At 48.6% G+C, this 24838-nt stretch carries 22 protein-coding genes; 9 read left to right on the top strand and 13 right to left on the bottom strand.

The window, feature by feature from the left end; genetic code table 11:
* A partial coding sequence (locus AAH187_RS13505) for a fibronectin type III domain-containing protein (protein ID WP_342348986.1) occupies positions 1-489 on the bottom strand: 489 nt, incomplete at its 3' end.
* A gap of 775 nt (positions 490-1264) precedes the next feature.
* Here AAH187_RS13505 and AAH187_RS13500 point away from each other — a divergent pair.
* The 5 genes from AAH187_RS13500 (at position 1265) to prsR (ending at position 9329) form a co-directional block, all read left to right on the top strand.
* Positions 1265-2749: a HAMP domain-containing sensor histidine kinase gene (locus tag AAH187_RS13500; RefSeq protein WP_342348985.1), complete on the top strand. Its 1485-nt coding sequence runs from the start codon at positions 1265-1267 to the stop codon at positions 2747-2749.
* The gene (locus tag AAH187_RS13495; RefSeq protein WP_342348984.1) at positions 2746-3576 is read left to right on the top strand and encodes a hypothetical protein; all 831 of its coding nucleotides are present in this window, start codon (positions 2746-2748) and stop codon (positions 3574-3576) included. The genes AAH187_RS13500 and AAH187_RS13495 overlap by 4 nt, the downstream gene beginning before the upstream one ends.
* The gene (locus tag AAH187_RS13490) at positions 3554-4987 is read left to right on the top strand and encodes a sigma-54 dependent transcriptional regulator (protein ID WP_342348983.1); all 1434 of its coding nucleotides are present in this window, start codon (positions 3554-3556) and stop codon (positions 4985-4987) included. The genes AAH187_RS13495 and AAH187_RS13490 overlap by 23 nt, the downstream gene beginning before the upstream one ends.
* Positions 4988-5757: 770 nt before the next feature.
* Positions 5758-7947 (top strand): ATP-binding protein, encoded by a 2190-nt coding sequence (locus AAH187_RS13485; protein ID WP_342348982.1) that lies wholly within the window; start codon positions 5758-5760, stop codon positions 7945-7947.
* A gap of 2 nt (positions 7948-7949) precedes the next feature.
* Entirely contained in the window at positions 7950-9329 is a 1380-nt protein-coding gene (prsR, locus tag AAH187_RS13480; protein ID WP_342348981.1) for a PEP-CTERM-box response regulator transcription factor, read from the top strand.
* Between the two features lie 54 nt (positions 9330-9383).
* Here prsR and argJ read toward each other — a convergent pair whose 3' ends face one another.
* The 11 genes from argJ to AAH187_RS13425 form a co-directional block, all read right to left on the bottom strand.
* A complete protein-coding gene (gene argJ, locus AAH187_RS13475) occupies positions 9384-10592 on the bottom strand; it encodes a bifunctional glutamate N-acetyltransferase/amino-acid acetyltransferase ArgJ (RefSeq protein ID WP_342348980.1) in 1209 nt (402 codons plus the stop codon).
* Between the two features lie 43 nt (positions 10593-10635).
* Positions 10636-11712 (bottom strand): N-acetyl-gamma-glutamyl-phosphate reductase, encoded by a 1077-nt coding sequence (gene argC, locus AAH187_RS13470; protein WP_342348979.1) that lies wholly within the window; start codon positions 11710-11712, stop codon positions 10636-10638.
* Positions 11713-11906: 194 nt separating this feature from the next.
* Entirely contained in the window at positions 11907-12299 is a 393-nt protein-coding gene (gene rpsI, locus AAH187_RS13465) for a 30S ribosomal protein S9 (RefSeq protein ID WP_342348978.1), read from the bottom strand.
* 45 nt (positions 12300-12344) lie between these two features.
* Positions 12345-12773 (bottom strand): 50S ribosomal protein L13, encoded by a 429-nt coding sequence (gene rplM, locus AAH187_RS13460; RefSeq protein WP_342348977.1) that lies wholly within the window; start codon positions 12771-12773, stop codon positions 12345-12347.
* 37 nt (positions 12774-12810) lie between these two features.
* Positions 12811-13281 (bottom strand): bifunctional nuclease family protein, encoded by a 471-nt coding sequence (locus AAH187_RS13455; RefSeq protein ID WP_312642971.1) that lies wholly within the window; start codon positions 13279-13281, stop codon positions 12811-12813.
* Positions 13282-13336: 55 nt separating this feature from the next.
* On the bottom strand, positions 13337-13792 hold the full coding sequence (locus tag AAH187_RS13450; protein WP_312642969.1) for a bifunctional nuclease family protein: 456 nt from the start codon (positions 13790-13792) through the stop codon (positions 13337-13339).
* A 237-nt stretch (positions 13793-14029) separates the two neighbouring features.
* Positions 14030-15751, bottom strand: coding sequence for a proline--tRNA ligase (locus AAH187_RS13445; protein ID WP_342348976.1), 1722 nt, complete (start codon positions 15749-15751; stop codon positions 14030-14032).
* A gap of 90 nt (positions 15752-15841) precedes the next feature.
* Positions 15842-17236, bottom strand: coding sequence for an RIP metalloprotease RseP (gene rseP, locus AAH187_RS13440; protein ID WP_342348975.1), 1395 nt, complete (start codon positions 17234-17236; stop codon positions 15842-15844).
* Between the two features lie 24 nt (positions 17237-17260).
* Entirely contained in the window at positions 17261-18430 is a 1170-nt protein-coding gene (locus AAH187_RS13435; RefSeq protein WP_342348974.1) for a 1-deoxy-D-xylulose-5-phosphate reductoisomerase, read from the bottom strand.
* Between the two features lie 33 nt (positions 18431-18463).
* Positions 18464-19273 carry a phosphatidate cytidylyltransferase gene (locus AAH187_RS13430; RefSeq protein WP_342348973.1) on the bottom strand — a complete coding sequence of 270 codons (810 nt, stop codon included), beginning with the start codon at positions 19271-19273 and terminating at the stop codon, positions 18464-18466.
* Positions 19274-19353: 80 nt separating this feature from the next.
* Entirely contained in the window at positions 19354-20139 is a 786-nt protein-coding gene (locus AAH187_RS13425) for an isoprenyl transferase (RefSeq protein WP_342348972.1), read from the bottom strand.
* Positions 20140-20352: 213 nt separating this feature from the next.
* On the opposite strand from AAH187_RS13425, the gene tldD reads away from it, so the two are divergent.
* From tldD to AAH187_RS13405, 4 genes are all read left to right on the top strand, one after another.
* A complete protein-coding gene (gene tldD, locus AAH187_RS13420) occupies positions 20353-21786 on the top strand; it encodes a metalloprotease TldD (RefSeq protein ID WP_342348971.1) in 1434 nt (477 codons plus the stop codon).
* Between the two features lie 37 nt (positions 21787-21823).
* Entirely contained in the window at positions 21824-23194 is a 1371-nt protein-coding gene (locus tag AAH187_RS13415) for a TldD/PmbA family protein (protein ID WP_342348970.1), read from the top strand.
* A 90-nt stretch (positions 23195-23284) separates the two neighbouring features.
* Positions 23285-23782, top strand: a complete 498-nt coding sequence (locus AAH187_RS13410; RefSeq protein ID WP_342348969.1) for a hypothetical protein — start codon at positions 23285-23287, stop codon at positions 23780-23782.
* A 183-nt stretch (positions 23783-23965) separates the two neighbouring features.
* Positions 23966-24538 carry a lysophospholipid acyltransferase family protein gene (locus AAH187_RS13405; protein WP_342348968.1) on the top strand — a complete coding sequence of 191 codons (573 nt, stop codon included), beginning with the start codon at positions 23966-23968 and terminating at the stop codon, positions 24536-24538.
* Between the two features lie 88 nt (positions 24539-24626).
* On the opposite strand, the gene AAH187_RS13400 is transcribed toward AAH187_RS13405, so the two are convergent.
* Positions 24627-24838, bottom strand: a 212-nt coding sequence (locus AAH187_RS13400; RefSeq protein ID WP_342348967.1) for a hypothetical protein, incomplete at its 5' end; no start/stop codon positions are given.

The raw sequence follows: 24838 nt of genomic DNA, 5'->3' as shown, positions 1-24838 counted from the left end.
TGTGCCTGTAGGTACAGAAATCTGTTTTTCTGTGGAAGGGGCACTTTCATTTCCGGCCGTGTCAAATGCGGTCGCAATAAATCCATAGGTTGTGCCTCCACTAAGCCCTGAAACGGTCCTTGAGGGTGAGGTTGGGTTGCTGGGCATACCTGAAAATATGGGTTGTCCAAAATCTTGAGATGGTAGCGTCCGTTTGTAAATTTTATATCCCGCTAAATCCGATTCGGTGTTTTTGTTCCAGGTCACCGAAACATCAGCTGAAAAAGCAGGGGCACAAGGTATCACAGCCATCAATGCTAGCAAGAGAATGTAAAACGAGAATATTTTAGGGGATATGTGAGAAGTCTGGCCCAAGATTAATTTTGTATAAAGCTGGATGAGGTTTTTGAAAAACCCCGGAGGGATTTCCGCAAGTTGAGGCATCCCGGCCTTTGGATTTTTAGCGGAAAGAGTTTCGTTAAATAAGGGGATGGTGGTTTGTAATTTCATTGTTCATCTCCTGCTTTTGGTAGTCTTATTCGCATTTCATTAATAGTTTTCTTGAACGGTTTTTCTCTGTGCGTGTCTATTGGCAACTTCCCCCCTCTAATGTAATCTCAATCTGAGAGAAGAAATCATGGCTTTCCGTCTGCTTGGGTTTCTCCCAGGAGGAGAAAGGCAAGCCGAATCGTTGAATCCAGCAATGGAACCTAAACTTCCAAGTATTACCTAAGAAATTCTGGAAGATGTTTTCAATTCAGGGGGAGGAGGATGAAAAATAATGCAGATGGATAAATTTTGGGGGGAGACGAAGAAAGACACGAAATGAATAGATATTGTTTTTAGCACAATAATAAAAATGCCAACGTCAAACTTTTGCATCAGATCCTAAGGAAAAATTTAATACGTGGGCTTGAATGGAATTTAATGATCTTCCCAATAATTATGTTAGTTACGGTGGCATGTGCAATATAGAGACCATTAGGGACGTTGGCTTAATATTTGATTGTTTATAAAGAAAAAAATGGTTGGTGGGTTTGCAGAAATTCCCTGAAATAATGTAATCCTGCTGTAGGCTTACTCAATATAATGTAGGAAATACAATTCAGCATTGCTACGTAACTAGCATTTATGTGAAAGTTCTTTGGTGATTCTGATAGAAGAAGATTTTTGAATTTGCAGGGGAAAGAAAAAGCGGGTTGATTGGGGAAATTTTTTACTCAACGCTAGAGTTCACAGAAAATTTTCTTTTAAAACGATCTTAATTAATTTGGGTGTTTAAAAAATGTTGCCGCGCCTGTCTATATTTTGGCGATTAACCCTGGGGTACCTGACAATCCTTGCGTTAGTGGTTGGGGTGAATTTGTATATTCTCCATCAATTTCGTGCATTAACGGAATTAGGCGCTGAGTTAGCAACCCACCATTTTCCAGCCGTGGAAACGGCTAAGCGACTCATTACCAGTCTGTATGCGCAATTAAAAAGTGATAAGCAATATTTGGTACTTCGGGATACCACCCTTCTGAAAGATTTTCTTCAGGAGGCTGAGAATTTTCGCAAAACCTTAAAAGCCCTTCAGGATCAGGAAAATCCTGGCAGTACGCTTGAATTACTTGCGAAAACCAAAGAACTGCATGAAGAATTTCATACCTTATTCTTGAGTGTTGGCGTTGAACAAGCCGACCGTTCTTCTCAGGCTATCGCCAGGTATGAACAAAACCGGGATACGTTGATTACTGCCATAACCCAATCCATCACAGCCTATATCACCTCTCAGGAAGCCAGTGTCGGCGCGATTCTCAAGGATTCCCATCTTCGCTCGGTACAGGCCCAGGAAATTACGAAACAGCTCCTTGTGATGGCGCTGGTTCTAGGTCTTGGCTTGGCCGGGATCGCCAGCTATAGTATCTTGCGGCCTCTTCGACGAGTCAAAGCCCAAATCCGCCGAATTGGACAAGGTCAATTTGGAGGGACGATTTCCCTGTCTGTTCCTCAGGAGTTACGCGAACTGGTTGGCCAGGTAAATTGGATGGGCGAAAAACTACAAAAGTTAGATGAGATGAAGTCGGAATTCCTGGCAAATATTTCCCATGAGTTACGGACGCCGTTAACATCTATTCGTGAGGGCTCACAGCTTCTGCTCGATGGAATTCCTGGAACGCTGACGAAGGACCAACGAGAAACGCTCACCATTATTTCTGAAAGTAGTCAACGACTCAATCACTTAATCGGGAATCTCTTAGATTTATCCCGTATGGAAGCCGACATGGTCTCCTATAATTTCAGTCCCACCGACTTGAATCGTTTGGTAGTTCGGTCGACAGAAAAAGTGAAATTTCTCGCAGAGCGAAAAAATATTCATCTGACCCTCGATTTGTTTCAGAACAAGGTGAGGTTCTATGATCTGGATGGGCCAAGGATGGAACAGGTGTTGGAAAACCTTCTATCCAATGCCATTAAATTTAGTCCTGAAGGAACGACGGTGTTGATTCGATCAAGGCCGGATAGTATCGGAGAAGGGTTGCAATTTTCGGTGTCTGATACGGGACCAGGAATTCCCGAAGCCGATTTGCCTCATATTTTTGAACGATTTTACCAGGGGAAAACCCAAGAAGGCCGTGTGTATGTGGGGAGTGGGATTGGGCTGGCTTTGGCGAAACGGGTAGTGGAAGCCCATGGTGGAAAAATTTGGGCGGAGAGCATTCTGGGAACCGGGAGTGCATTGCATTTTACCATTCCGAAACGAAAACATACGGGGAACGTCCATTGACACGAAAAAAGGTTGAGTCGTTGATCTGGGTGTTTTTGGGGTCTGTGATGATCCTGAATCTTCTTGAATGGGGAGGGTGGACTCACACCAATTGGAATCGTTCTGCTATGGCCCAATCTGTTTCAGGGAGCCCCTCGCCGGTCTCCTCGGTGTTAACTCCTGACCCTGAAGATGTTCCATTTTTTCGGGCGATTGCAGATGATCAGGAAAAAAAGCTGAGTTCTTGTAAAAATGAAGATGAATGCCGTGCGGTTCATTTTCTTCGTGGAGTCGCCGCGTTATATGAAAATAGGGAGTTAGCGGCGCTTCATTTTCGAAAAGTGGTGGTCTCTAACCCCAATAGCGCGTTGGCGGGTGAAAGTCGATTTTGGTTATGGTTGCTGGATGTGTTGAATGCTCCAGGAGGAGGAGGGATCACTTCAGAGGCATTTACTAAACGATTGGTTCGTGAAATTGTGAATAAGGAATTACTGGTCGATGAATTAAGTCGTCAATTGGAAACGGATTCGGTTGATGTCCTTAAGCAAGAACTGACGAGTCGGGAAAAGGCTGTCGAAGATTTAAGTCAGGCCTCCTCCAATCTTTCCAAACAAACAGAACAATTAAAAAAAGAACAGACGCTCCGCCAGGATGTGCAGCAAGAACTGAGGGCCAGCGAGAAAAAAGTTCAAGAACTAACAAGTCAATTAGAGGCCTTACGGCGTATTGATCAGGAAATACGCGAGAAGGCCCCGCCGACCCGCCCGTCGGAAAAAATGGCCCCTACCCCAAAACTCGAAAGAGCTGAGGAGAAAGAAATACCATATGAAAGTGAAGGAAAAAAATAAAGGAACTGTGATGGCTGATGAACGAATTCTTGTTGTGGATGACGACCCAAGTTTACTGACCCTCCTGAAAATGCGACTGCATTCCATGGGATTTGTGGTCACCGCGTGTGGGTCCGGGGGAGATGCGTTGAGCCGCGTACAGGAAGATCCCTATGATTTTGCCATTCTGGATCTTCGATTGCCGGATGCTGATGGCTTGGATCTGATGGAAGAATTGCATCAGCATCAAACGAATCTTCCAATCCTGATCTTAACGGCGCATGGCTGTATTCCTAATGCAGTGGAAGCCATGAAAAAGGGTGCGTATGGGTATTTGACCAAACCGTTTGATGACAAAGAGTTACTGGAGAGCATTGATAAAGCCCTCACTACCAAACGGATGAGTCAGGAGATTCATCGACTACAGCTTCTTGTGAATGAATTATATGGGCTTGAAAATGTTGTGGCCCGGAGTGCAGAAATGCATACGGTGTTGAAGCAGGTGGCTCAAGTGGCGAAGACCGATACCACCGTCTGTATTTCCGGAGAAACTGGGACCGGGAAAGAAGTTATTGCACGCGTACTTCATTGTAATAGCCCTCGAGCTTCGAAACCGTTTATGGCCGTCAATTGTGCGGCTATTCCAGAAACTTTGTTCGAAAGTGAGTTGTTCGGGCATATGAAGGGTTCCTTTACTGGAGCCCATCAAAACAAGCGGGGTTTAATCCAAAGTGCCGATAAAGGGACATTATTTTTGGATGAAATAGGTGAAATGCCACTGTCATTGCAAGGAAAACTCCTGCGGGCTATTCAAAATCGAGAGGTGGTGCCCGTTGGAGGGCAAGTGCCGATGAAGGTGGATGTGAGAATCCTGGCTGCCACAAATAAGGATTTGGAATTAGCTGTGCGGGAAGGACGATTTCGAGAAGATCTGTATTATCGGATTCACGTCGTTCCCCTGTGGATTCCCCCGCTTCGACAGCGACGGGAAGACATTCCTTCTCTCGCTCAGTTTTTTCTCAAGCGGAGTATTGAGCATCATGGAAAAGTCGTCAAAGGATTTTCACCGGAAGCCATGCAGGCCTTAATTACCTATCCGTGGCCTGGAAATGTTCGAGAACTTGAGAATATGATTGAACGGGCGGTTGTCATGTCCCCTCAGGATATTATTACGGCAGAATTTCTCGCCCTTTCTCCGCAAGAACAAAGCAAGCCAGGTAGTCTTCAGCCATTAACTGATGCGAAGGAAGCGTTTGAAAAAGAGTACCTCCAAGACCTGCTCAAGGCCACACAAGGGAATATCTCCAAGGCGGCACAAATTGCCGGGCGCTATCGGGCAGATTTTTATAAACTGCTCAAAAAGTATGGCCTGCATCCTTCCGATAGGCAGGATGACGCGCCTTCTTCAATTGGGCAACCAGGTCTCCAGTAATTTTGGTAAAACTGGCAAGAGGAAAATGCCTCGCCCTATGATCGGGGGTGCCCGATGCGCTTCACTCTACAAACAACAGTTAAGCAGTCTCACATTGGTTCCTGCTTCGAGAGCCTCAGAAGGAATGTGCTGGAGAAACCTCTGGAGGCCTGGGATGTGCCTTTCCAGCAAATTTGACACGTCGTTCTTATCGAATAGCCTCATGTTCCCGTAGACTTCATGACTAAATTCATTGGCTGATCCGGGACGGCTTTGTCCCTAGATGGAGAGGCCCAAAATACTCCCATTCCTCAGAATCGAACGCTAGCTTTTTTGTGAGACGAGAGGTGCGGTCGATTTGGGAGGCCGAACCCTACAGTCTCCCTGCTCATCTTCCGAAAAAATCCACTACAGTTTCATTCTGATTAATGTCCTGGGAGTCAGGCTAGGGTGGTGCTCCATCTTGAATTTTCTCTCCATTTTAGAGGTGTCTTAGAAACCTGTCGAGAGCCATTCCTTCATTTATTCAACCGCGCTTTAGTAGTTTGGCGACTGAACCCCCATGAGCCTGGCCAGAAGAAAGAACCTTGCCATGATATGAAAAGTGCTCTATGGCCAGTGTAGTTGGTCGGGTCACTTTCCCATGAATCAAGGTGCGTCCGAGTGAATAAAACAGGTGTTATACACCATGTATCCATCAAACAGAACTAAAGAAGAAGTTGAGTCTATTCGTAGTGACCAGAAATGAACTTGTGGATGTCTCTAAATCTCAATAGGCATAAAGGGTCAGTATGAGCTTGTGGGTTATCCCATCTATTCTCACGGCAGGAGTTTCCCTGTTTTTGGCGACAATCATATTGGTGAAGCGAAAAGATGGTGCCCATTTTTATCCTTTACTCTTGCTGATGGGGGGTATGCTTTGGATCCATGGACTGAATGGAATTCAGGAAGTGTTTCCTGCCCATCTCCTTATCTCCAAGAAACTTATTCTAATTGGTGAGGTAATTCTGCCGGTTATGATCGGCTATGTCGGTTATTCATTGTTGGAGGAATTTTCAGCGAATTCTTTGGCATTGGGCAGAGGATGGTGGAAGATAATCGGGTGTGGAGCTGCTCTCTTAGCGATGCTGATCGTGGGTATTCCCGATGGATTCATGCAGATCAATCCTGAGAAGGAAATTGTGTTCAAAAGACCGGAAGGACTGATGATCTGGGGGTTTATCATATTGGCCTCCAGTGTGGGAATTTTTCAGTTGGAACGGATCCTGTACTCTTTTCCCGATCCTCTGCGATATCGATTGAAGTACGTGGTGATGGGATTGGGAGGGTTGGCCTGCATATCCATCGCGCAGGCCTTTCATGTGGTCATGGTCTCGGAGTGGCGACAGGACGATGTGTGGGCAGGGGGAATCGCCTCGTTCAGTTCTCTTGTTGTTATGGCATTAGGATTAAGGCGATGGCGAGGACCGCAGATGATGCGGAAGATTCAAATCAGTCACCATGCGTTATACACCTCCCTGGCCGTAGTGTGTGTGAGCGGGTATTTCGTCCTTGTCGCTATGGTGGCCGCAGTGGTTCAACAAACTGATTGGGAGGTCAAGGAAACGCTGGGTATGATTCTCACGTTTTTTGCCCTTATGGGATTGGTTGTGGGCATGCTTTCACGGCGTATTCGTGTTGAGTTCCAGCAAGTCGTTTCTCGGCATTTCCTTAAGACGAAATATGATTATCGGGAAAAATGGTTAGAGGTCACTGAGACGTTTGCTGCCTGTCCGGATGTCCAGCAGATTTTGAATCGATATCTTGAATGGCTCAGTCGAACATTTGGAACCTCTCGGGTCACAATTTGGAAATATTTTAATGTTGATGGGCGGTATCATCAAATACGAAAAGAACGGCGTCGAAGAACGTTGACGGAGAACGATCGGGCGCCGAATGGTTCGGATCCGCTTCCCATTCCTGAAACCCACCTTCTTATTCATCAATTGAAAGCCCAACAGGAACCGTTGTTGATACAAGCAGGTCAGCAGGCAGCTGAGGAGTGGAAGGAATTTCTTGATATCACTCACGCCCATGTGTGTGTGCCTTTAGTGACTGGACAAGGTCACCTGCTTGGGTTTTGCACGCTTAGTCAGGAAACGATTCATGGAGGCTACGATCAAGACGATTTTGATTTGCTGCGAGCCATTGCGCACCATGTGACGATGCTCCTCATTCAATTTGAGTTAGTTGAGGAGCGCAGTTCATCCGCCAAATGGGAAGCGGTGCATCGGTTCTCTGCATTTTATTTGCATGATTTAAAGAATTTGGCGTCGAGTTTATCTCTGGTGGCTCAGAATGCTGCGCAATATGGGAGTAATGTGGAATTTCAGGCATCGGCAATGCAGACAGTTAAAAATACGTCTCAGCGAATTATCGATTTAATGGGGGAATTATCTCGTCAGGCGAAAGATCCGAATCTAAGTGAGGTAGTCGTAAGGGAATCGGTGGATGTGAATCTGTTGATTAAGGACATTCTGGCGGCTGTCCATGACCCCGAGTGCCAACCGAATTTTTCTCCGGGGCTAGAGGTTCCGGTCCTTCAGCTCAGAAGAGAGGACTTCAAACAGGTTGTGTTAAATCTCATCCTTAATGCGCGCCAGGCGACCGGCCAGACCGGTACGATTAATATATCCACTGCCTATGATGGCAAACACGTGATCGTCGAACTCGTCGATACGGGGGGCGGGATGTCCGTGACCCAACTTGAAAATATTTTTCAGCCATTCAAAAGCTCCAAAAAGAATGGATTGGGTGTCGGGCTGTTTCAATGTAAGCGAATTATAGAGGACCATCAAGGCGTGATTCATATTGAGAGCCAGGAAGGGCGTGGTACGACAGTTATTGTTACATTTCCAGCACAAAGTGCCGATAACGCAAGTACGGTGATGTCTGGTGTGGGTAAAGCCGGGGTAGAGTATGACTCAGGAAAAAACGAGTGACCATGAAGTCTGATCCTCTTGCTGAACATTCACGTCTTCCTTCCCTTCTCCTCGTTGATGACCGTCAAGAAATTCTTGAACAGATGAAGTGGGGGTTAAAGTCCTCCTATATAATCTATGAAGCAGATCATCGCGCTGCAGCGGTCGATATTCTTCAGCGGGAAAAGATCTCACTGGTGACCTTAGATTTAGGCTTGCCTCCTGATGCCGGTGGGGTGACGGAAGGATTGTCTGCATTAGAACAATTGCTTGCGGTGAATCCTTTGGTGAAGGTGGTCGTCATCACTGGAAATCAGGACCGAGCAAATGCGCTCAAGGCTATTCAATTGGGCGCATATGATTTCATGGAAAAGCCGGTAGACTTGGAGGTATTAAAAGTCGTTCTTCAGCGGGCCGGGTATTTGGCCGGCCTGGAAAAAGAAAACCAAAAGCTTCTGGACCGTGAGGCGAAACGAGGATTTCCTGAAATTATCGGAAACAGTCCGGTCATGGTCAAAGTGTTTGATACCATTCGGCGTGTGGCCGGGTCGGATATTTCAATTCTCATAGTTGGGGAAAGCGGGACAGGAAAGGAGTTAGTGGCTCGTGCGATTCATCAGCAAAGTCACAGAAAGGATGGCCCGTTTATCGCGATTAATTGTGGGGCGATTCCCGAAACGTTGCTAGAAAGTGAGTTGTTTGGGCATGAGAAAGGTGCGTTTACCGGAGCCCATCTCCAGCGTCCTGGTCGAATTGAGTCGGCTCAGGGTGGGACGCTTTTTCTCGATGAGATTGGTGAGATTTCTCCTGCATTACAGGTCAAGCTGCTTCGGGTCTTACAGGAACGAAGCATCGAGCGGGTAGGCGGACGTGTGGAAATTCCAGTTGACACGAGAGTTTTAGCGGCCACCAATATGGATCTTCAGCTGGCCATGAAAGATGGCCGATTTCGGGAAGATCTGTATTATCGATTGAATACCGTAACCATTACGGCTCCTCCCTTACGCGATCGTGGTGGCGATATCGTGATGTTGGGCAAATCGTTGCTTCAGCGTTATACAGAAGAGGCCAAAAAGAAGATTTCAGGATTTACGAGGGAAGCCTTGATGTCGCTCGAACAATATCATTGGCCGGGCAACATTCGAGAATTAGAAAATCGGATTCGCCGGGCCGTGACGCTAACCGACAATCCAAGAATTGCCCCGGAAGATTTAGATTTAGCCGATCCCGATGAGAGTCAAGATGGACTCACCTTGAAGGTCGCCAGAGACACGGTGGAAAAACGAGTGATTGAGCAAACTCTGGCCAAGACCGGTGGAAATATAACGAAGGCTGCGACTATTCTTGGTGTGAGTCGCCCGACCCTGCATGATTTAATTTCCCGCCACCACATAAAAAAATAATCATCCCTCGGCAATGGGCTATTCCCAATTTTCAGATTGATTGCTGGATGAAATTTACGACCGATAGGATGCGTTGATTTTCACGTAATCGTAGGTCAAATCCGTGGTCCAAATTTTGGAAGATCCCTTTCCCATTCCGAGGGAAATGAAGATCGTGAGGAAAGGCTTCTTCATCTCCTGTTTAATCCGTCGTTCGACCTGAGGCCCCAGCCCTTTCCCATTTTTGACGATGGGAATTTCATTAAATTCGATAAGGAGTTTCTCCGCTTTGACAGGGGCGCCGGCCCGCCCCAATGCGGCCACAATTCTCCCCCAGTTTGGATCCGTACCAAAGATAGCGGTTTTGACTAAAGGGGAGGTGGCAAGCGTATTGGCAAATTGTTTCGCGGCCCGGTCACTGGAAGCCTGGGTTATCTGAAATTCAATGATTTTGGTGGCACCTTCGCCATCCCGAACAATTTCCATGGCCAGATGGTGACAGACTTGAAATAAGAGTGCTTCAAATTTGCCATGTGCCGTCGTTCCGGTTTTGATGGCTACATTTCCTGCTTTCCCATTGGCCAGACATAATGCCGTGTCATTGGTGCTGGTTTCCCCGTCAACAGAAATACAGTTAAATGTTTGGTTGATGACGGCGCTAAAAGTTGTTTGAAGCGTTTTTTGATCAATGGCTGCATCTGTCGTGACATAGGCCAACATGGTCGCCATGTCAGGGTGGATCATTCCGGAACCTTTGGCGATTCCGCCTATTGTCACCATTTTTCCGCCAATTCGATCTTGAACCGCAATTTCTTTAGGATAGGTATCTGTCGTCATGATGGCCTTGGCAGCTTCCCGGTGACCAGCCTTGCGTAGACGTGAAAATAAAATGGGAATACCGGCTCGGATTGCTGGCATGGGCAGGGGAACGCCAATGACACCAGTGGATCCCACAAACACATCATGAAGGGGAATGGTCAGCTGATCGGCAACTCTCCGACCCATTTCCCTTGCATGTGCCAATCCTTCCGGTCCGGTAAATGCGTTGGCGTTGCCACTATTAATGATGAACGCTTGACCCGTGCCTCTCTTGAGATGGAGCCGGTCGAGAATCACCGGAGCGGCAGGGAGTTTGTTGGAGGTGAACACTCCGGCGATAGGTCCAGGCTTCTCTGACACGATCATAGTTAGATCAAGCTGTTTGGTTTTTTTAATGCCTGAATGAATGCCTGCTGCTACGAATCCTTGTGGGGCAGTGATCCCACCTTTTACGCGTTTAGACATGGAAACATCCCCTTCTCGTCAGGAGAAACCGGTGGAAAAAGGTTTAGGGAAAGAGGCCTGGCGCAGTCAATCCGAGTGTTTCGGGAAGTCCCACCATAAGATTCATGCATTGAATCGCTTGGCCGGCTGCGCCTTTTACCAGATTGTCCAGTGATCCTGTGGTGACGAGATACCCCGTTCGAGGGTCATAGGTGCAACTAAGGTCACAAAAATTCGATCCTCGCAGATTTTTCGGATTGACTCCCTCGGAACTGGGAAAGAGTCGAATGAAATATTCGTCTTGATACCGACTTTTATAGGCGGCATCCAAATGAGACTGATCAATGCCAGGCTTCAATTTGGCATAGGCCGTACTCAAAATGCCTCGATTAATGGGTATGAGGTGAGGCGTAAAAATTATGGATGGATTGGAGGAAGTTGTTTTGGAGGAGGGAGCAGGAGCCAGACGTGCCAACTCCTGTTCGATTTCAGGCACATGACGGTGTTTGCCGATTTTATAGGCATGAATGGCTTCATGGGATTCAGGGAAATGAGTTCCCAGTGCAGGTGTGCGACCGGCTCCTGAAATTCCAGACTTTGCGTCAATGATAATTGAGTTTTGCTCAATGAGGTCTTGAGCCACAAAAGGTGCGAGCTGCAAAATGGCGACGGTGGGATAACACCCCGCGACGGCAACAAGATGGGTCTTGGCGATAGCCGCGCGGTTGAGTTCTGGTAGCCCATACACCGCGTTTTTGAGCAAGTCAGGATATGTGTGGGCGGTTTGATACCATTGCTCATATACCATCGGGTCTTGAAGCCGATAATCGGCACTCAAGTCAATAACATGTTTCCCCTGGGAGAGAAAGTCGGCTACTGGCTGCAGGGATTGCGTATGGGGAAGGGCGAGAAACACCACATCGACTTCCTTGGCGATCGATTCGGTATTTAACGATGACAATGAACAGTCATAAATCTTCGTAAGATGAGGAAGCAGCGAAGCGACAGCGAGGCCCTCAGATTTTTCTGATGCCACCACGCGGGTCAGTGTGACCTGGGGGTGCATGGTGAGTAGTCGAAGTAATTCACCACCTGTATAGCCACTGGCTCCGATCACTGCGACGCGTATTTTTTTATCCATGGCCGTTTAAGTACATTGGTTGATGGGAATAAATTTTGAGTGCGATACCAATAAGGAAACCATTTTTCTCTGTGCCAATTGACTGTTTGTGAAAAGTTAGGATGAAGTGGACAAGGGCATCAGAAATTGTCGAATTAAAAAAGGGGGAGGCTTGATGGCCTCCCCCTCTAATCCTACGTGGATGAACCGGCCAATTATCGTTTGGAGTATTGGAACCTGGCCCTGGCGCCTTTTTGTCCGTATTTTTTCCGCTCTTTCACCCTGCTATCTCTGGTAAGCAATCCATTTTTTTTCAAAGGATCCCGTAAGGAAGGATTATATAGAGCTAAGGCCTTTGCAATGGCATGGCGAAGGGCTCCTGCCTGACCTGAAACGCCTCCACCGGTCAACGTGGCTTTGACATTGAATTGCCCGCTGGTTTTGGTGACCTCGAATGGTGTTTGTATTTGGATTTGGTGCGTCAATCGTGGGAAATATGAATCGACTGATCGTGCATTGACTAGAATGTCGCCTTGTCCTGGTTCTACCCACGCTCGGGCAATCGCATTTTTCTTTTTTCCGGTTGCGTATTGAACTGTATCGACCATGTGAGAATAGATCTCCTTTTTTCGTTGGAATGGTAACTGATGACTTTAGAGGTTAAGAGGCGTTGGGCTTTGCGCTCGATGCAGATGCTCGGCACCAGGGTAAATTTTGAGTTTTCTGGCCATTTGCTTTCCTAACGTACATTTTGGAAGCATCCCACGAATGGCTTTGGAGAGCACTTCAGTTGGTTTCTTTGCATGAAGATGCTCGGCGGTAATGGCTTTAATGCCTCCAGGATACCCTGTGTGGTGATAATAGACCTTTGTCCGAAATTTATCGCTGGTGAATTGAATTTCGCTGGAATTGATGATGACGACATGATCTCCTGTATCGACATTCGGGGTGAACGTTGGTTTATGTTTTCCACGAAGGATCGAGGCAACCTTCGCGGCCAAGCGTCCAACGGTTTTCCCTTTAGCATCGACTAAAAACCATTGTCGTTCAACTTCTAGTGGTTTAGCTTGATAGGATCGCATGAGTGTCTTATTTCCTTTCCTCTACTTGATTATATGCCTAGATATCAGTCTGTTCTAATCCCTTTTGATCGAGTTTGGAAAGCCAGGTGTCCAAATCTTCTCCCCCGCGACGTTCCAGTACTTCAGGGGTGACGTAGATTGGACATTGACATCGGAGAGCCAAGGCAATTGCATCACTCGGCCTTGAGTCGATCGATTTTTCCAAGTCATCTTTGGATAAAAATAGCGTTGAAAAATACGTATTATTTTTTACTTCCGTGATCACCACTTTGTTGAGGGTAAAGCCAAGGTGGGAGGCAAAGCTGCAAATAAGGTCATGGCTCATGGGGCGTGGTGGGATGACGTTCTCCAAGGCCAACCGAATGGATGTTCCTTCGGCGGTTCCGACCCATATGGGAAGAACCTCTGAGTTTTTTTCATCCCGTAAGACCACGATTTGGGTATCGGTATTCGGATCGACCAGTACCCCATGGACCTTTAACGGAATTAATGTGTTTATTTCAGTCATCACCCGCACACTCACTCTTAATCGTCAATATTTCAGATGGCCACATGAACATCAGCTAGACATCTGATTTGCCAAAATCCTCAGGCTTGAGGTTTTCCAGCCATCGTTCCAACTCTTCTGAATTTTGTTTATGGAGCACTTCTCCAGAAGCAAAAATGGGGGCATCCGTGCGAAGGGCCACGGCAATTGCGTCACTTGGCCGCGAGTCAACGGTGAATTCTGAATCTCCAAAGAGAAGATGTATTTTAGCAAAATACGTATTGTCTTTCAGATCCGTAATGACCGTACTGATAACTTTGGCATCCATATTATCAAGCACCGTTTTCATGAGATCATGGGTCATTGGCCTGGGAGGAGCTATCCGTTCTAAGGCAAAACTAATGGCGCTGGCTTCGGCCTTACCAACCCAAATAGGGAGCATGTCCGAATTCTGTTCATCCCTCAGGATGACAATATAGGCGTTGTTATAGGGGTCAAATAAAAGACCCCTGACGTTCATCTGGTTTAACATACGATATGCCAGTCATATACAAAGTGTGGATTTCACTTGAAAATCAAACCTTGAAAAGTAGCATTCAATGAGATGTTTTGTCAATGAAAATAAGGGCTTCCCAATCTCAGCATGCTCTGAATTGATATCTCGTCGTCAATTGGTCATCAGAAAAGAATGTTATGGCTTCAAAAAATTATATCATGTGTGGAAGGACATCGTTAACCAGCCGGCATTTGATCTGTTTTCCTTACTTTATCATGCCTGAAATTCGATTTTTGTTTTGACTGTGGCAGTTATCCACTCACATGCTTCCTCGCGGGGAATGTGGTGTTTTTCCCCTGTTTTCCGGTCCTTAATTTCAATGGTGTTCTGTGCCAATCCCTTATCTCCAATAACAACATGGAAAGGAATGCCTAATAAATCTGCATCGTTAAACTTGACTCCACCTCGTTCCTCGCGGTCGTCAAGTAACACCTCAATCCCGTTTTTGGAAAGGTCCTGATAGAGCTGATCGGAAGCCTGCCGTACCTGTTCTGATGCCGTAACCGAAAGGATGTGGACATGAAAGGGGGCAATGGGCATGGGCCAACAAATACCTTTGTCGTCATGGTTTTGTTCAATGGCTGCTGCCGCTGCTCTGCTGACACCAATACCATAGCACCCCATGATAGCGGGGAGCGTTTGACCCTGAGCATCAAGGTAGGTTGCGCCCATTTTTTCACTATATTTTGTCCCTAGCATAAAGATATGCCCCACTTCGATGCCTCTTGCCGTTTGTAGCGGGCTGCCTCCCCGCGGGGAAGGATCACCGGCCTGGGCCTGTCGAAAATCTCCTATGCTCTCAATGGCAAAATCCCGATCGATGTTGGCATTGATGAGGTGGACGTCAGGTTCGTTCCCACCGACAATGAAGTTGCTCAAAACAGCCACGGCATGGTCAGCCAGAATTCGAACGTTCTGAAGACCGATCGGTCCGACAAAGCCGATTGGGGCTGTGGTGAAGCGGGAGACCATTTCCGGAGTCGCCAGGGATAATTCATGAATACCAAGGTGTCGTTGAATTTTGATTTCGTTCGCTTGATGGTCCCCTCGAATCAGGACGGCGGTTATCTCATCTGTGCCAGTCTGATACAGGAGGGTTTTCACCAGGCGGGAAGAGGGTACGTTGAGTAAGGCACATACCTCTTCAACTGATTTGGCATTGGGTGTGGACACCTTTTCTGACGGTAGTGGGGCGTCACGCTTCCCGATGGCGGGTGGAGCAATCTCGGCCCGCTCGACATTGGCTGCATATTGCGTATCCGGATCAAAAACGATGAGTTCCTCTCCGGTATTGGCCAGGACCATGAATTCGTGAGAAGAGATGCCACCGATCAACCCGGTGTCGGCCTCCACCGGACGAAATTCGAGGCCCATGCGAGAAAAAATACGGCAATAGGCGTCGTACATGCCTTGGTAGGTACGTTTGGCTCCTTCCGCATCCTGATCAAAGCTATACGCATCTTTCATGATGAATTCACGCCCTCGCATGATGCCAAACCGTGGCCGAATTTCATCGCGAAACTTTGTTTGGATTTGATAAAGGGTGACGGGCAATTGACGATAGGAACTGACCTCTCGACGAAATAAATCAGTGACGACTTCTTCGTGAGTGGGGCCCAGGCAAAAGTCTCGATCGTGACGGTCGTGTAATCGGAACAGTTCCTTCCCGTAGAAATCCCAGCGATCTGTTTCTTTCCACAGCTCGGCCGAAGAAAGAATCGGAAGTAACAGTTCTTGGGCTCCGGTTCGGTTCATTTCTTCCCGAACAATGGTCTCGATTTTCCGAATGACCCGCAATCCAAGCGGAAGGTAGGAATAAATACCGGCTGCGACTTTTCGGATCATTCCAGCGCGAAGCATGAGCCGGTGACTAACCACCTCGGCTTCCCCTGGATCTTGTCGCATCGTTGGGATTAATGATTGTGATACACGCATGAAGACACCTGCTTATATGGTTGAGGATAAAAAAGGTCGCAGAGCACATTCACCGGGCTTGCAAGGCAGTAGACGTTCAACAGGGTGGAATTATTGCAGAAGGCGACTAATGTCATTCCAAGTCGCATAGGCCATCAGGAAGACCAGCAATACCAGGCCAATTTGTTGGGCCATTTCTCTGGACCGATCTCCTAAAGGGCGACCTAAAATAGCTTCGCAGGCAAAAAAGAATAGATGGCCTCCATCCAGAATGGGAATGGGTAACAAATTTAAAATTCCCAAATTAATACTTAAAATCGCAATAAGCCACACGACGCTGGCCATGCCCTGTTGGGCTTGCTCGCCGGACACGGTGGCAATCATTAAGGGGCCGCCCAGGTGTTTCGACGAAATTTCTCCGGTCAAAAGCTTATAGAGGCCAATAACGGTTAATTCACACCATTTCCAAGTCGCCTTGAGGCCATCCCAAGGTGCGAGGAAGAGAGACGTACTCTTGAGCACCGTACCTGCGCCGGCAAGTTTGATCCCAATGCGGCCAACAGACTTGGTTTCTCCTCCATCTGGAGAGGTGCTGGTTTGGCCTTCAGGGGTGATGCGAAGTGACACCGTCTGGCCTCCGCGTTCGACCTGTACCTCTAGAGGGGTTCCAGGGTGATTGCGAACGATCTCGGTCATCTGTGACCAGGTGACAATCGGCGTTTCATTAATTTGGATAATTCGGTCATCCTGTTGAAGACCCGCAGCCATGGCAGGCGTGTCGGGCATGACTCCTCCGACTAGCGGAGCATGATCCTCAATGCCTAAGGTGTATTGGGGTTCGTCCGGGCGGTCCGGCACCATTTGAACGGTTGGAGTGATGATCAGCGTTTTCACGCTATTTCCCCGGATAACGTCCAATGTGACGGGACGCCCATGGGCCTTGCCCACCTGTTGGTAGAGTTCACCCAGGGTCGAGATATCTTCTTCATTGGCCCGGATCACGCGATCGCCGATGTGTAATCCGGCAGTTTCAGCCGGAGAGTCCGGGATAATAGCTTCAATGACCGGTGTGATGTTGTCGATGCTGGGAACAAACAGCGGTGACCCTAAGGCCAGCATTCCCGTAAAGATCAGGTAGCTGAGGATAAAGTTGAAGCCGGGGCCAGCCGCCACAATCAACGTTTTGTGGGGAAGCGACTGGTGAATAAAGGATTCACGTTGCTCGGCAGCTGAAGCAGCCTCTGACGCTTCTTCTCCATATAATTTGACATATCCCCCAAGAGGAATGGCTGCCAGGAGATATTCTGTATCTCCAATCTTGCGACCAATCAGTTTTGGTCCAAAACCAATAGAGAATTTGAGGACCTTCACTCCCACCCAGCGAGCGGCCAGATAATGGCCGTATTCGTGAAAGGTCACAAGGACTCCCAGTACGACCAGGAACCACCATAATTTTTGCCCAAATAGGAAAATGGAATCGGGAGAAAACGACAGGAGGTTATTCATGGATGTGTCATCGCGGGTTCATATTTATATAGGTGAAGAGGAGCAGGCTTTCATCATTTCTGTGGCTGTTCGTCGAGCCCATTGGTCTATCTCTAAGGTATCGTCAATGGATGTGACGGGAGTCGCGCTATAGGCATTCATCGTTTCCTGAATCACTCTGGGTATATCCAAAAAGGCAATCTGCTCCTTGAGGAAGGCATCGACGGCGATTTCATTTGCGGCGTTTAAGGTGGCTGGAAGCCCGTCCGCTCCTCCCAGTGCGTCGAAAGCTAACTGAAGACACGGAAATTTTTTCGAATCAGTGGGATAAAATGTGAATTTTCCAATTTTCCCTAGATCCAGGAGTGGAGGATTCAAGGGAATGCGTTCCGGGTACTTGAGAGCATAGGAAATTGGTGTTCGCATGTCCGGGTGGCCTAATTGCGCAATGACTGACCCATCACAATATTCTACCAAAGAATGGATAATACTTTCCCGGTGAATGACGACATCGATTTGATCCTGAGGGATATCAAAGAGCCATCGGGCTTCAATCACTTCTAGACCTTTATTCATCAAGGTGGCGGAGTCGGTGGTGATTTTAGCACCCATTTTCCAATTGGGATGTTGCATCGCCTGCTCGGGGGTCACGTGTTCGAGGTCATTGATGGGCCAATCCCAAAATGGCCCGCCGGAAGCCGTGAGCACGATCCGGCGAATATCGACCTTCCGGTGGCCTTCCATCGATTGAAAAATAGCGCTATGTTCGCTATCAATGGGGAAAATTGTCACGCCATGTTTGTGGGCTTCCAGTTGCATTAATCGACCTGCCATCACCATTGGCTCTTTGTTGGCGAGGGCAACCTGCCGGCCTGCTTGAATGGCTGTCAATGTTGGTTTGAGCCCTGCTCCCCCGACGATAGCAGAAATCACTAAATCACCCTTCGATGCACTGGCGACGGCGCAGAGCCCCTCTTCCCCGTCCAGAATTTCAGTGGACGTCCGTCCCATCCGTGCTCGTAATCGGTTGGCGGCATCCTGGCAGAAAAGCGCAGCCACTTCGGGCTTGAAGAGGCGGATTTGTTCCTCAAGGGCCTGATCATTTGATCCGGCCGCCAGGCCGACGACTTGAAATTCTTCAGGGAATCTGGAGATCACATCTAAGGTACTGTTCCCAATCGATCCGGTAGATCCTAAAATGACGATGTGTTTCACCAGATTCTCTCCCTATGGTTGCGTACGGTCTGGTTATGAGTGTGATCCCGTGAATAAGACATAGTAGTAAATCATCGGGCCGGTAAAGAGCAGACTGTCCACACGATCTAACACTCCCCCATGTCCTGGAATGATTGTGCCTGAGTCCTTGATACTCACGCTACGTTTGATCGCGGATTCTGCAAGATCACCAAGGGTTCCGATTAAGGCCATGCCCATGCCGAGAATAGCGCATTCCCACAAGGAGAAAAAAGGGACAAACCAAAAGTGGCTGATGAGGGCTCCCAGCACGGAAAAGAGAACTCCTCCGAACAAGCCTTCAATCGTTTTTTTAGGACTCAGGGTTGGCGCCAGGGCATGGCGTCCAAGAGATAAACCTACGACAAATCCACCGGTATCAGCCAACCAAGTGATGGCTAAGACAAAAAAGATTAAGGCGATTCCATCGGGGAGTTGTCGGAGGAGTATGAAATGTCCGAGCAGAACCACGACATAGAGGATCCCAAAGGGATAGGCCACCCATAAGGGGAGACGTTGCCTCATGGTGGTCGGAGATATAAAAAATCCTGTCAAAATGACCCCAACGATTCCCAAGAGCCAAGGGTTCAAGGCCTTGGAGTAACCGGTATACATCGCGACAAGGAGCATGACAGCACCAAGACAGGAGGTCACCTTGGTAGCAAGGCTGCCGGTCCGTCCAAAGTAGAGCGTGAGAAATTCCCACAAAGCAAGGAGGGAAGCGCTCCCAATCAGGATGGAGAGCAGCCAGGGTGGAGAATAGCGTATTCCCCCATAGAGCAAAGGAATAAATACGATGGCTGAGTAGAGTCGACGGGGATCCATTGTTTAGGGGAGTACAATTGGCAGTGGGTCACATGAACAAGAAGTAGGATACCAGGTATGCGGGATGGCCACAGACCGTTTTATGGCGAAACGGGTTGAGTGATTCGGCCAAAACGCCGCTCCCGTTTTTGATAATCGAGTAAGGCGAGAAGAGTCTCAGCGCGACGAAAATCAGGCCACAGGGTTTTGGTGAAATAGAGTTCCGTGTAGGCAATTTGCCAGGGAAGGAAGTTGCTGATTCGCGCTTCTCCGGAGGTGCGGATGAGCAAATCGGGATCAGGGAGACCCCATGTGCTGAGGTATTGCTCAAACAAGGACTCATCAATCTGGTCTGGCGTGAGCGACCCCATCTGAACCTCGATCGCAATTTTTCGAGCGGCATCGACAATTTCGGTTCGTCCCCCATAGCTGAGTGCGACTGCCAGCGTTCGCTGAGTCAAATGGCGGGTTTCTTCTGCCACCTCTAAGGCCAGAGACCGGACGGAAGACGGTAGTTGTTCAAGTCGTCCAATCGGCAGGAATCGTACCTGTCGCTCTTGAAACCGTTGGCGTTCCTGATTGAGGTACTGCTCAAGCAACCCCATGAGGAGTCGAATCTCAGAATGAGGACGTTTCCAATTTTCCTGGGAAAATGCATAAATGGTGATATAGGGAATCGTAAGTTCATGCCCGATTTCCAGAACATCCTGAAGCGCGCGAAGCCCTTCTTTGTGACCGGCAATTCGAGGCAACCCTCGTTGAGCAGCCCATCGGCCATTGCCATCCATGATGATCGCAATATGTCGGGGAAGGGATGTGAGGTCAAGTTGATCCAGCAATTCGCCTTCAGCAACTTGCCTTGCGTCCACCGCGTGAAATTCATCCATTGAATTGTGCTGAAACCGATTGTGAGGGTGAGAGCCGCGTTGCGATTCTGCTGAAAGATTTTAGGAACTAGCAAAATTTCACAACAATTTCAGTCTAATAATGAAACCGATTCTTGTCAAATTGCCGGCCTACCCTTCACCGGAAATTGCGCCCACCTGGGAGATGGGCTATACTTCATTTTTATTTCTTTGATACGTAATTTGTTGTAATTAATGTCTATGGTACCCAGCCTTTCAGATTTTGCCCTCCAAGAAAAAGATGTCCTCCAGGCCTTAAATAAGGCCACTGCTCGGGATGTGGATTACGTGGACATGTATGTCGAGTCCTGCGTGACCGATTCCGTTTCTATGGAGGAAAGCCTGGTCAAGCGCGCGGTCAAAAGTATTTCCCAGGGGGCAGGTGTTCGAGCGGTGGCTGGTGAACGAACCGGGTTTGCGTATTCAGATGATCTGTCTGTGCGAGACCTGGAAATTGCCGCTGATACGGCACGATATATTGCCGATTCTCCTCAAGGGAACAACCCCATAGCCGTTACTCATCGTTCTCAGCCCACACAGAATCTCTACCCGTTGTCTCAGCCGCTCACGGATATTACAACCGAAGCCCGGGTTGACTTACTGAATAAAATTGACGTGGAAGCCAGGCGTTATGATCCGCGAATTACCAAGGTCATGGCGTCTTTTAACACGGAACAGAAAATATTTTTAGTCATCAACTCCCAAGGGCAGCTTGTGGGGGATATGCAGCCTCTCTCTCGTCTTCAGATTACCTGTATTGCTGAAGATGGAGGGAACCGCCAGGTTGGGTCATTTGGAGGAGGGGGACGGGTCGGATTTGCCTTCTACCTGGAGCAGAACCGTGCGATGGAGTTTGCGCGAGAAGCAGCACGCCAGGCGATTCTCAATCTAGGCGCGGTTGACGCTCCGGCTGGCACCATGCCCGTTGTCTTAGGTGGGGGATGGCCGGGCATTTTGCTTCACGAAGCGATCGGGCACGGGTTGGAAGCAGATTTTAATCGTCGCAAAACATCAGCCTTTAGTGACTTAGTCGGGAAATCCGTCGCATCCGAATTATGCACCATCGTGGATGATGGCACGCTCCCATTTCGGCGCGGTTCTATGAACATCGATGATGAGGGGACCCCGACGTCCCGAACCATGCTCATTGAAAAAGGTATTTTGCGCGGCTATATCACTGACCGGCTCAATGCCCGCTTGATGGGCATCCCGTTAACAGGGAATGGAAGACGGGAAGATTTCAGGAGTATTATTCTTCCACGTATGACCAATACCTTCATGCTAGCGGGAGAATCCGATCCGCAGGATATCATCCGGTCGGTGAAAAACGGGTTGTATGCCGTGTCGTTTGGGGGAGGACAGGTTGATATCACCAGTGGAAAATTCGTCTTTTCAGCCAGCGAAGCTTATCTGATCGAAGATGGGAAGGTGACCAAACCGGTCAAAGGCGCGACGTTGATTGGGAACGGTCCTGATGTGCTCAAGAAAGTTTCGATGGTCGGACATGATATGAAATTAGATGAAGGAATCGGCACCTGCGGAAAAGATGGACAATCGGTTCCGGTCGGCGTGGGACTTCCTACCATTAAAATCGATGAAATGATCGTCGGTGGCACGGCGATGGGCTGATGGATAACCCTTCCGTTTTGTTTCTTCCCATTTCATAATGTCAAATCTGCCCACCACACATGGTGACCGTTTCCCGGAATTGGCGGCCACGGTTCTCAAGCGAGCCAAGGCCTTAGGGGCGACAGAAGCGGATCTTCTTGTGGCTGAAGGGGATTCGGTCTCGGTGCAGGTGCGGATGTCAGAAGTGGACCGGCTGTCCAAAGCCCGTGAGAAGGTCTTGGGGATTCGGGTGTTTTTTGGCAAACGTTCAGCCAGTTCTTCTACCTCGGATTTTTCCAAAGCCTCGTTGGATCGTTTAGTCAGTGATACCTGTAGTCTGGCCAGGGCTGTGGTTGAAGATGAAACGTCAGGACTGCCGGCGCCGGATCACATGGTGGTCGATATTCCCGACATGGATATGAAAGATGATCGGCAATTAACGGTTGATGAGGAAATAGACCTGGCCAAGCGAACCGAACAATCCGCGTTTTCCGCTGATCCCCGTATCACCAATTCTGAAGGGGCTGAGTGTTCGGCTGGCTATGGATCGGTTTTGTTGGCGAATTCCCATGGGTTCATTGGATCCTACGCCAGTTCCTCCTACTCACTCTCTGTGTCGCCCATCGCGTTGGACAGCCAGAATGGCGGTATGCAGCGGGACTATTGGTATTCCGTGAAACGTAAGTTTCATGAATTAGATAGCCCGGAAAAGGTCGGACAGGAGGCGGCCCGCCGAACGGTAAGGCGGCTAGGCAGTCGAGCCATTACGACACAGGAAGTTCCCGTGATCTTCGATCCGGAAACGGCCAAAGGTCTCCTTGGACATATTTCCTCGGCGGTATCCGGGTACTCCCTCTATAAGGGGGCCTCGTTTCTTTTGGGACAACTCGGAAAGTCCATTGCTTCAGATTTGGTGACCGTGATCGATGATGGTCGGTTAGCCGGAGGGTTGGGGTCTCGACCCTTTGATGGTGAAGGCTTACCCACGAGAAAAACCCTGGTGGTCGATAAAGGTGTGTTGACGAGTTACATGTTAGATACGTATTCAGGCCGGAAATTGGGGATGGCATCCACGGGCAATGCGTCACGATCCGTGGGAGAAAATCCAACAGTGGGCGCCACAAATTTATATCTCTCGCCAGGCTCCTATTCCCCCGAGGAGATTCTCAAGTCTATGAAGCGAGGGTTATTTGTCACCGATCTGATTGGTTTTGGCGTCAACCTTGTCACTGGAGACTATTCAAGGGGAGCGGTCGGATTTTGGGTTGAAAATGGAGAATTGATCCATCCTGTGGAGGAGGTCACCATTGCCGGGAATTTACAACAGATCTTCAAGGATATTGAAATGGTCGGGAATGATTTAGAATTTCGTGGCCGGTTGGCCAGTCCCACCGTCAAAATTCGAAAAATGATGGTTGCCGGTCATTAGAGGAATACTTAAAAAACTCATTCAAGAGTCTCTCGATTACGTATCTGTTTATAAAGTTAGAACGCGGCCGCAGGCCCATAAGGAGTCAGGATGCCACTGGAAAAAGAGGATGGAGCAAAAGTTCTCCAGTTGATCACCTCCCGGTACAATGACCGGGAATGGAGAAAAAAGATTGAAAAGACCTTAAGCTTGCCCCCATCAGGGTTGAAGGACGAAGATCAACGCAAGGCGTTTCTCTATCTGAAGGTCGGGCTGCAAATGTACAAATCCCGCCGGGCGGATCCACCTTCTTGGATTGTGGGAGGCTTTGCCACCAAGGAAGTGATTGACCGGGCCTTGTTTAAGCCAACAGTTATTGATCCAAATTTTACCAAAGACCAGGTGGCTGGATTTGGAGAAGATCCCGGTTCAGAAGTCGATGCGGTCTGGTGGGACGACATGCTCGTCAATTGGTTTGAAGAGCCGGAAGAAGAAGGCGAAGACGACACAGAGGCCGAATCATCTGAGGAGTCTGAATTATCTGCTGAAGCCGCGAATGCCTCCGACTCCACGAAAAGTCCATCTCACGCTAAAAAAGCCACCACCTAAGTTATTTTCTGTCAGGCTTCTCTCAGGTCTCTTGTGCCTATTGTCAAAAGTAAAGGCCTTGAGGGACATCATTCAATACCGACTCATCCGCCTTTTTCCTCTTCATCGTTGAGCGTTCCAGCGACCCAGCCAGGCTTCGTCTATTCTTCCTTGCATCGATTAAACTCCTGGGTCTGTCGGCTTATGTATGGTGTGGTGGTGAAGCCATTCCCGGTTCCCGTAGACGGACCGGCCTTGATTGTCTGTGACCATACGTCAATGGGGGATCCATTGGTTTTATTGGCCACCGCAGGACGTCCTATTCGATTTTTGATGGCAAAAGAGATCTATGCCAAGTCGCACATTCGTTGGGTGTTTCGGGCGTTTCGTTGTATTCCGGTACAACGAGGCAAGCGGGATATCCGTGCCATTCGCACGATGTTAGAGGGTTTGGCCGCGCAGGAGGTGATCGGCCTTTTCCCGGAAGGCGGATTGGATCGGCATCGTTTAGATGCGGGGCATTTGGGTGTGGGCTATCTGGCGATCAAGTCCGGTGCGCCTGTGATCCCGGCGTCTATTGTCTGGGAAGGACCCCATTCGGTGACGTCGATGGTTAAAACCCTATTGGTTCCGAGTAAGGCCAGGATTAAGTATGGAAAACCCCTAAAATTCCAACAGGAGGTTCGCCCGAGGAAGGAATCCCTTCAATCGTGCACGAAGGAAATTATGAAGCAGATTGAAGCATTGAGGGAAAGTATTCTCTCTGGTGCCTCCTGAAGTCTAACTTTCCCTGCCGCTCTTAGTAGGAGTAAGAAATTTCCCTCCCACCCGAAGTTGTATGCGGGTATTCGTATTAAAAACCTGTCTACAATGTTGAAGGTTTGCCGGGTTTCGTCCCGGCAGCCGAGCCACTTTTGTTTCGGCAAAAGTGGCCAAAACCATCTTGGCCATGCTGTGGCCCTTCGGGTTCCCTTCGCGGTTCGCCGACCCCGGCGGCGCGCAAACTCGCAAGGCTCAAACAATGCGCGCCTTTTCTCCGGTGTCGGCTGCACTGCTCGGCCACACCACAAGGCCAGG

Source organism: uncultured Nitrospira sp., assembly GCA_902500695.1.
In the GTDB taxonomy this organism is placed as follows: Bacteria; Nitrospirota; Nitrospiria; order Nitrospirales; family UBA8639; genus Nitrospira_E.
This window is presented reverse-complemented; position numbering and strand designations above follow the sequence as displayed.

Bases quoted from the DNA above. Each gene is read 5' to 3' on its own strand.
- AAH187_RS13500 (WP_342348985.1), top strand. From the start codon at position 1,265: ATGTTGCCGCGCCTGTCTATATTTTGGCGATTAACCCTGGGGTACCTG.
- AAH187_RS13490 (WP_342348983.1), top strand. From the start codon at position 3,554: ATGAAAGTGAAGGAAAAAAATAAAGGAACTGTGATGGCTGATGAACGA.
- AAH187_RS13485 (WP_342348982.1), top strand. From the start codon at position 5,758: ATGAGCTTGTGGGTTATCCCATCTATTCTCACGGCAGGAGTTTCCCTG.
- prsR (WP_342348981.1), top strand. From the start codon at position 7,950: ATGAAGTCTGATCCTCTTGCTGAACATTCACGTCTTCCTTCCCTTCTC.
- argJ (WP_342348980.1), bottom strand. From the start codon at position 10,592: ATGTCTAAACGCGTAAAAGGTGGGATCACTGCCCCACAAGGATTCGTA.
- argC (WP_342348979.1), bottom strand. From the start codon at position 11,712: ATGGATAAAAAAATACGCGTCGCAGTGATCGGAGCCAGTGGCTATACA.
- rpsI (WP_342348978.1), bottom strand. From the start codon at position 12,299: ATGGTCGATACAGTTCAATACGCAACCGGAAAAAAGAAAAATGCGATT.
- rplM (WP_342348977.1), bottom strand. From the start codon at position 12,773: ATGCGATCCTATCAAGCTAAACCACTAGAAGTTGAACGACAATGGTTT.
- AAH187_RS13455 (WP_312642971.1), bottom strand. From the start codon at position 13,281: ATGACTGAAATAAACACATTAATTCCGTTAAAGGTCCATGGGGTACTG.
- AAH187_RS13450 (WP_312642969.1), bottom strand. From the start codon at position 13,792: ATGTTAAACCAGATGAACGTCAGGGGTCTTTTATTTGACCCCTATAAC.
- AAH187_RS13445 (WP_342348976.1), bottom strand. From the start codon at position 15,751: ATGCGTGTATCACAATCATTAATCCCAACGATGCGACAAGATCCAGGG.
- rseP (WP_342348975.1), bottom strand. From the start codon at position 17,236: ATGAATAACCTCCTGTCGTTTTCTCCCGATTCCATTTTCCTATTTGGG.
- AAH187_RS13430 (WP_342348973.1), bottom strand. From the start codon at position 19,273: ATGGATCCCCGTCGACTCTACTCAGCCATCGTATTTATTCCTTTGCTC.
- AAH187_RS13425 (WP_342348972.1), bottom strand. From the start codon at position 20,139: ATGGATGAATTTCACGCGGTGGACGCAAGGCAAGTTGCTGAAGGCGAA.
- tldD (WP_342348971.1), top strand. From the start codon at position 20,353: ATGTCTATGGTACCCAGCCTTTCAGATTTTGCCCTCCAAGAAAAAGAT.
- AAH187_RS13415 (WP_342348970.1), top strand. From the start codon at position 21,824: ATGTCAAATCTGCCCACCACACATGGTGACCGTTTCCCGGAATTGGCG.
- AAH187_RS13410 (WP_342348969.1), top strand. From the start codon at position 23,285: ATGCCACTGGAAAAAGAGGATGGAGCAAAAGTTCTCCAGTTGATCACC.
- AAH187_RS13405 (WP_342348968.1), top strand. From the start codon at position 23,966: ATGTATGGTGTGGTGGTGAAGCCATTCCCGGTTCCCGTAGACGGACCG.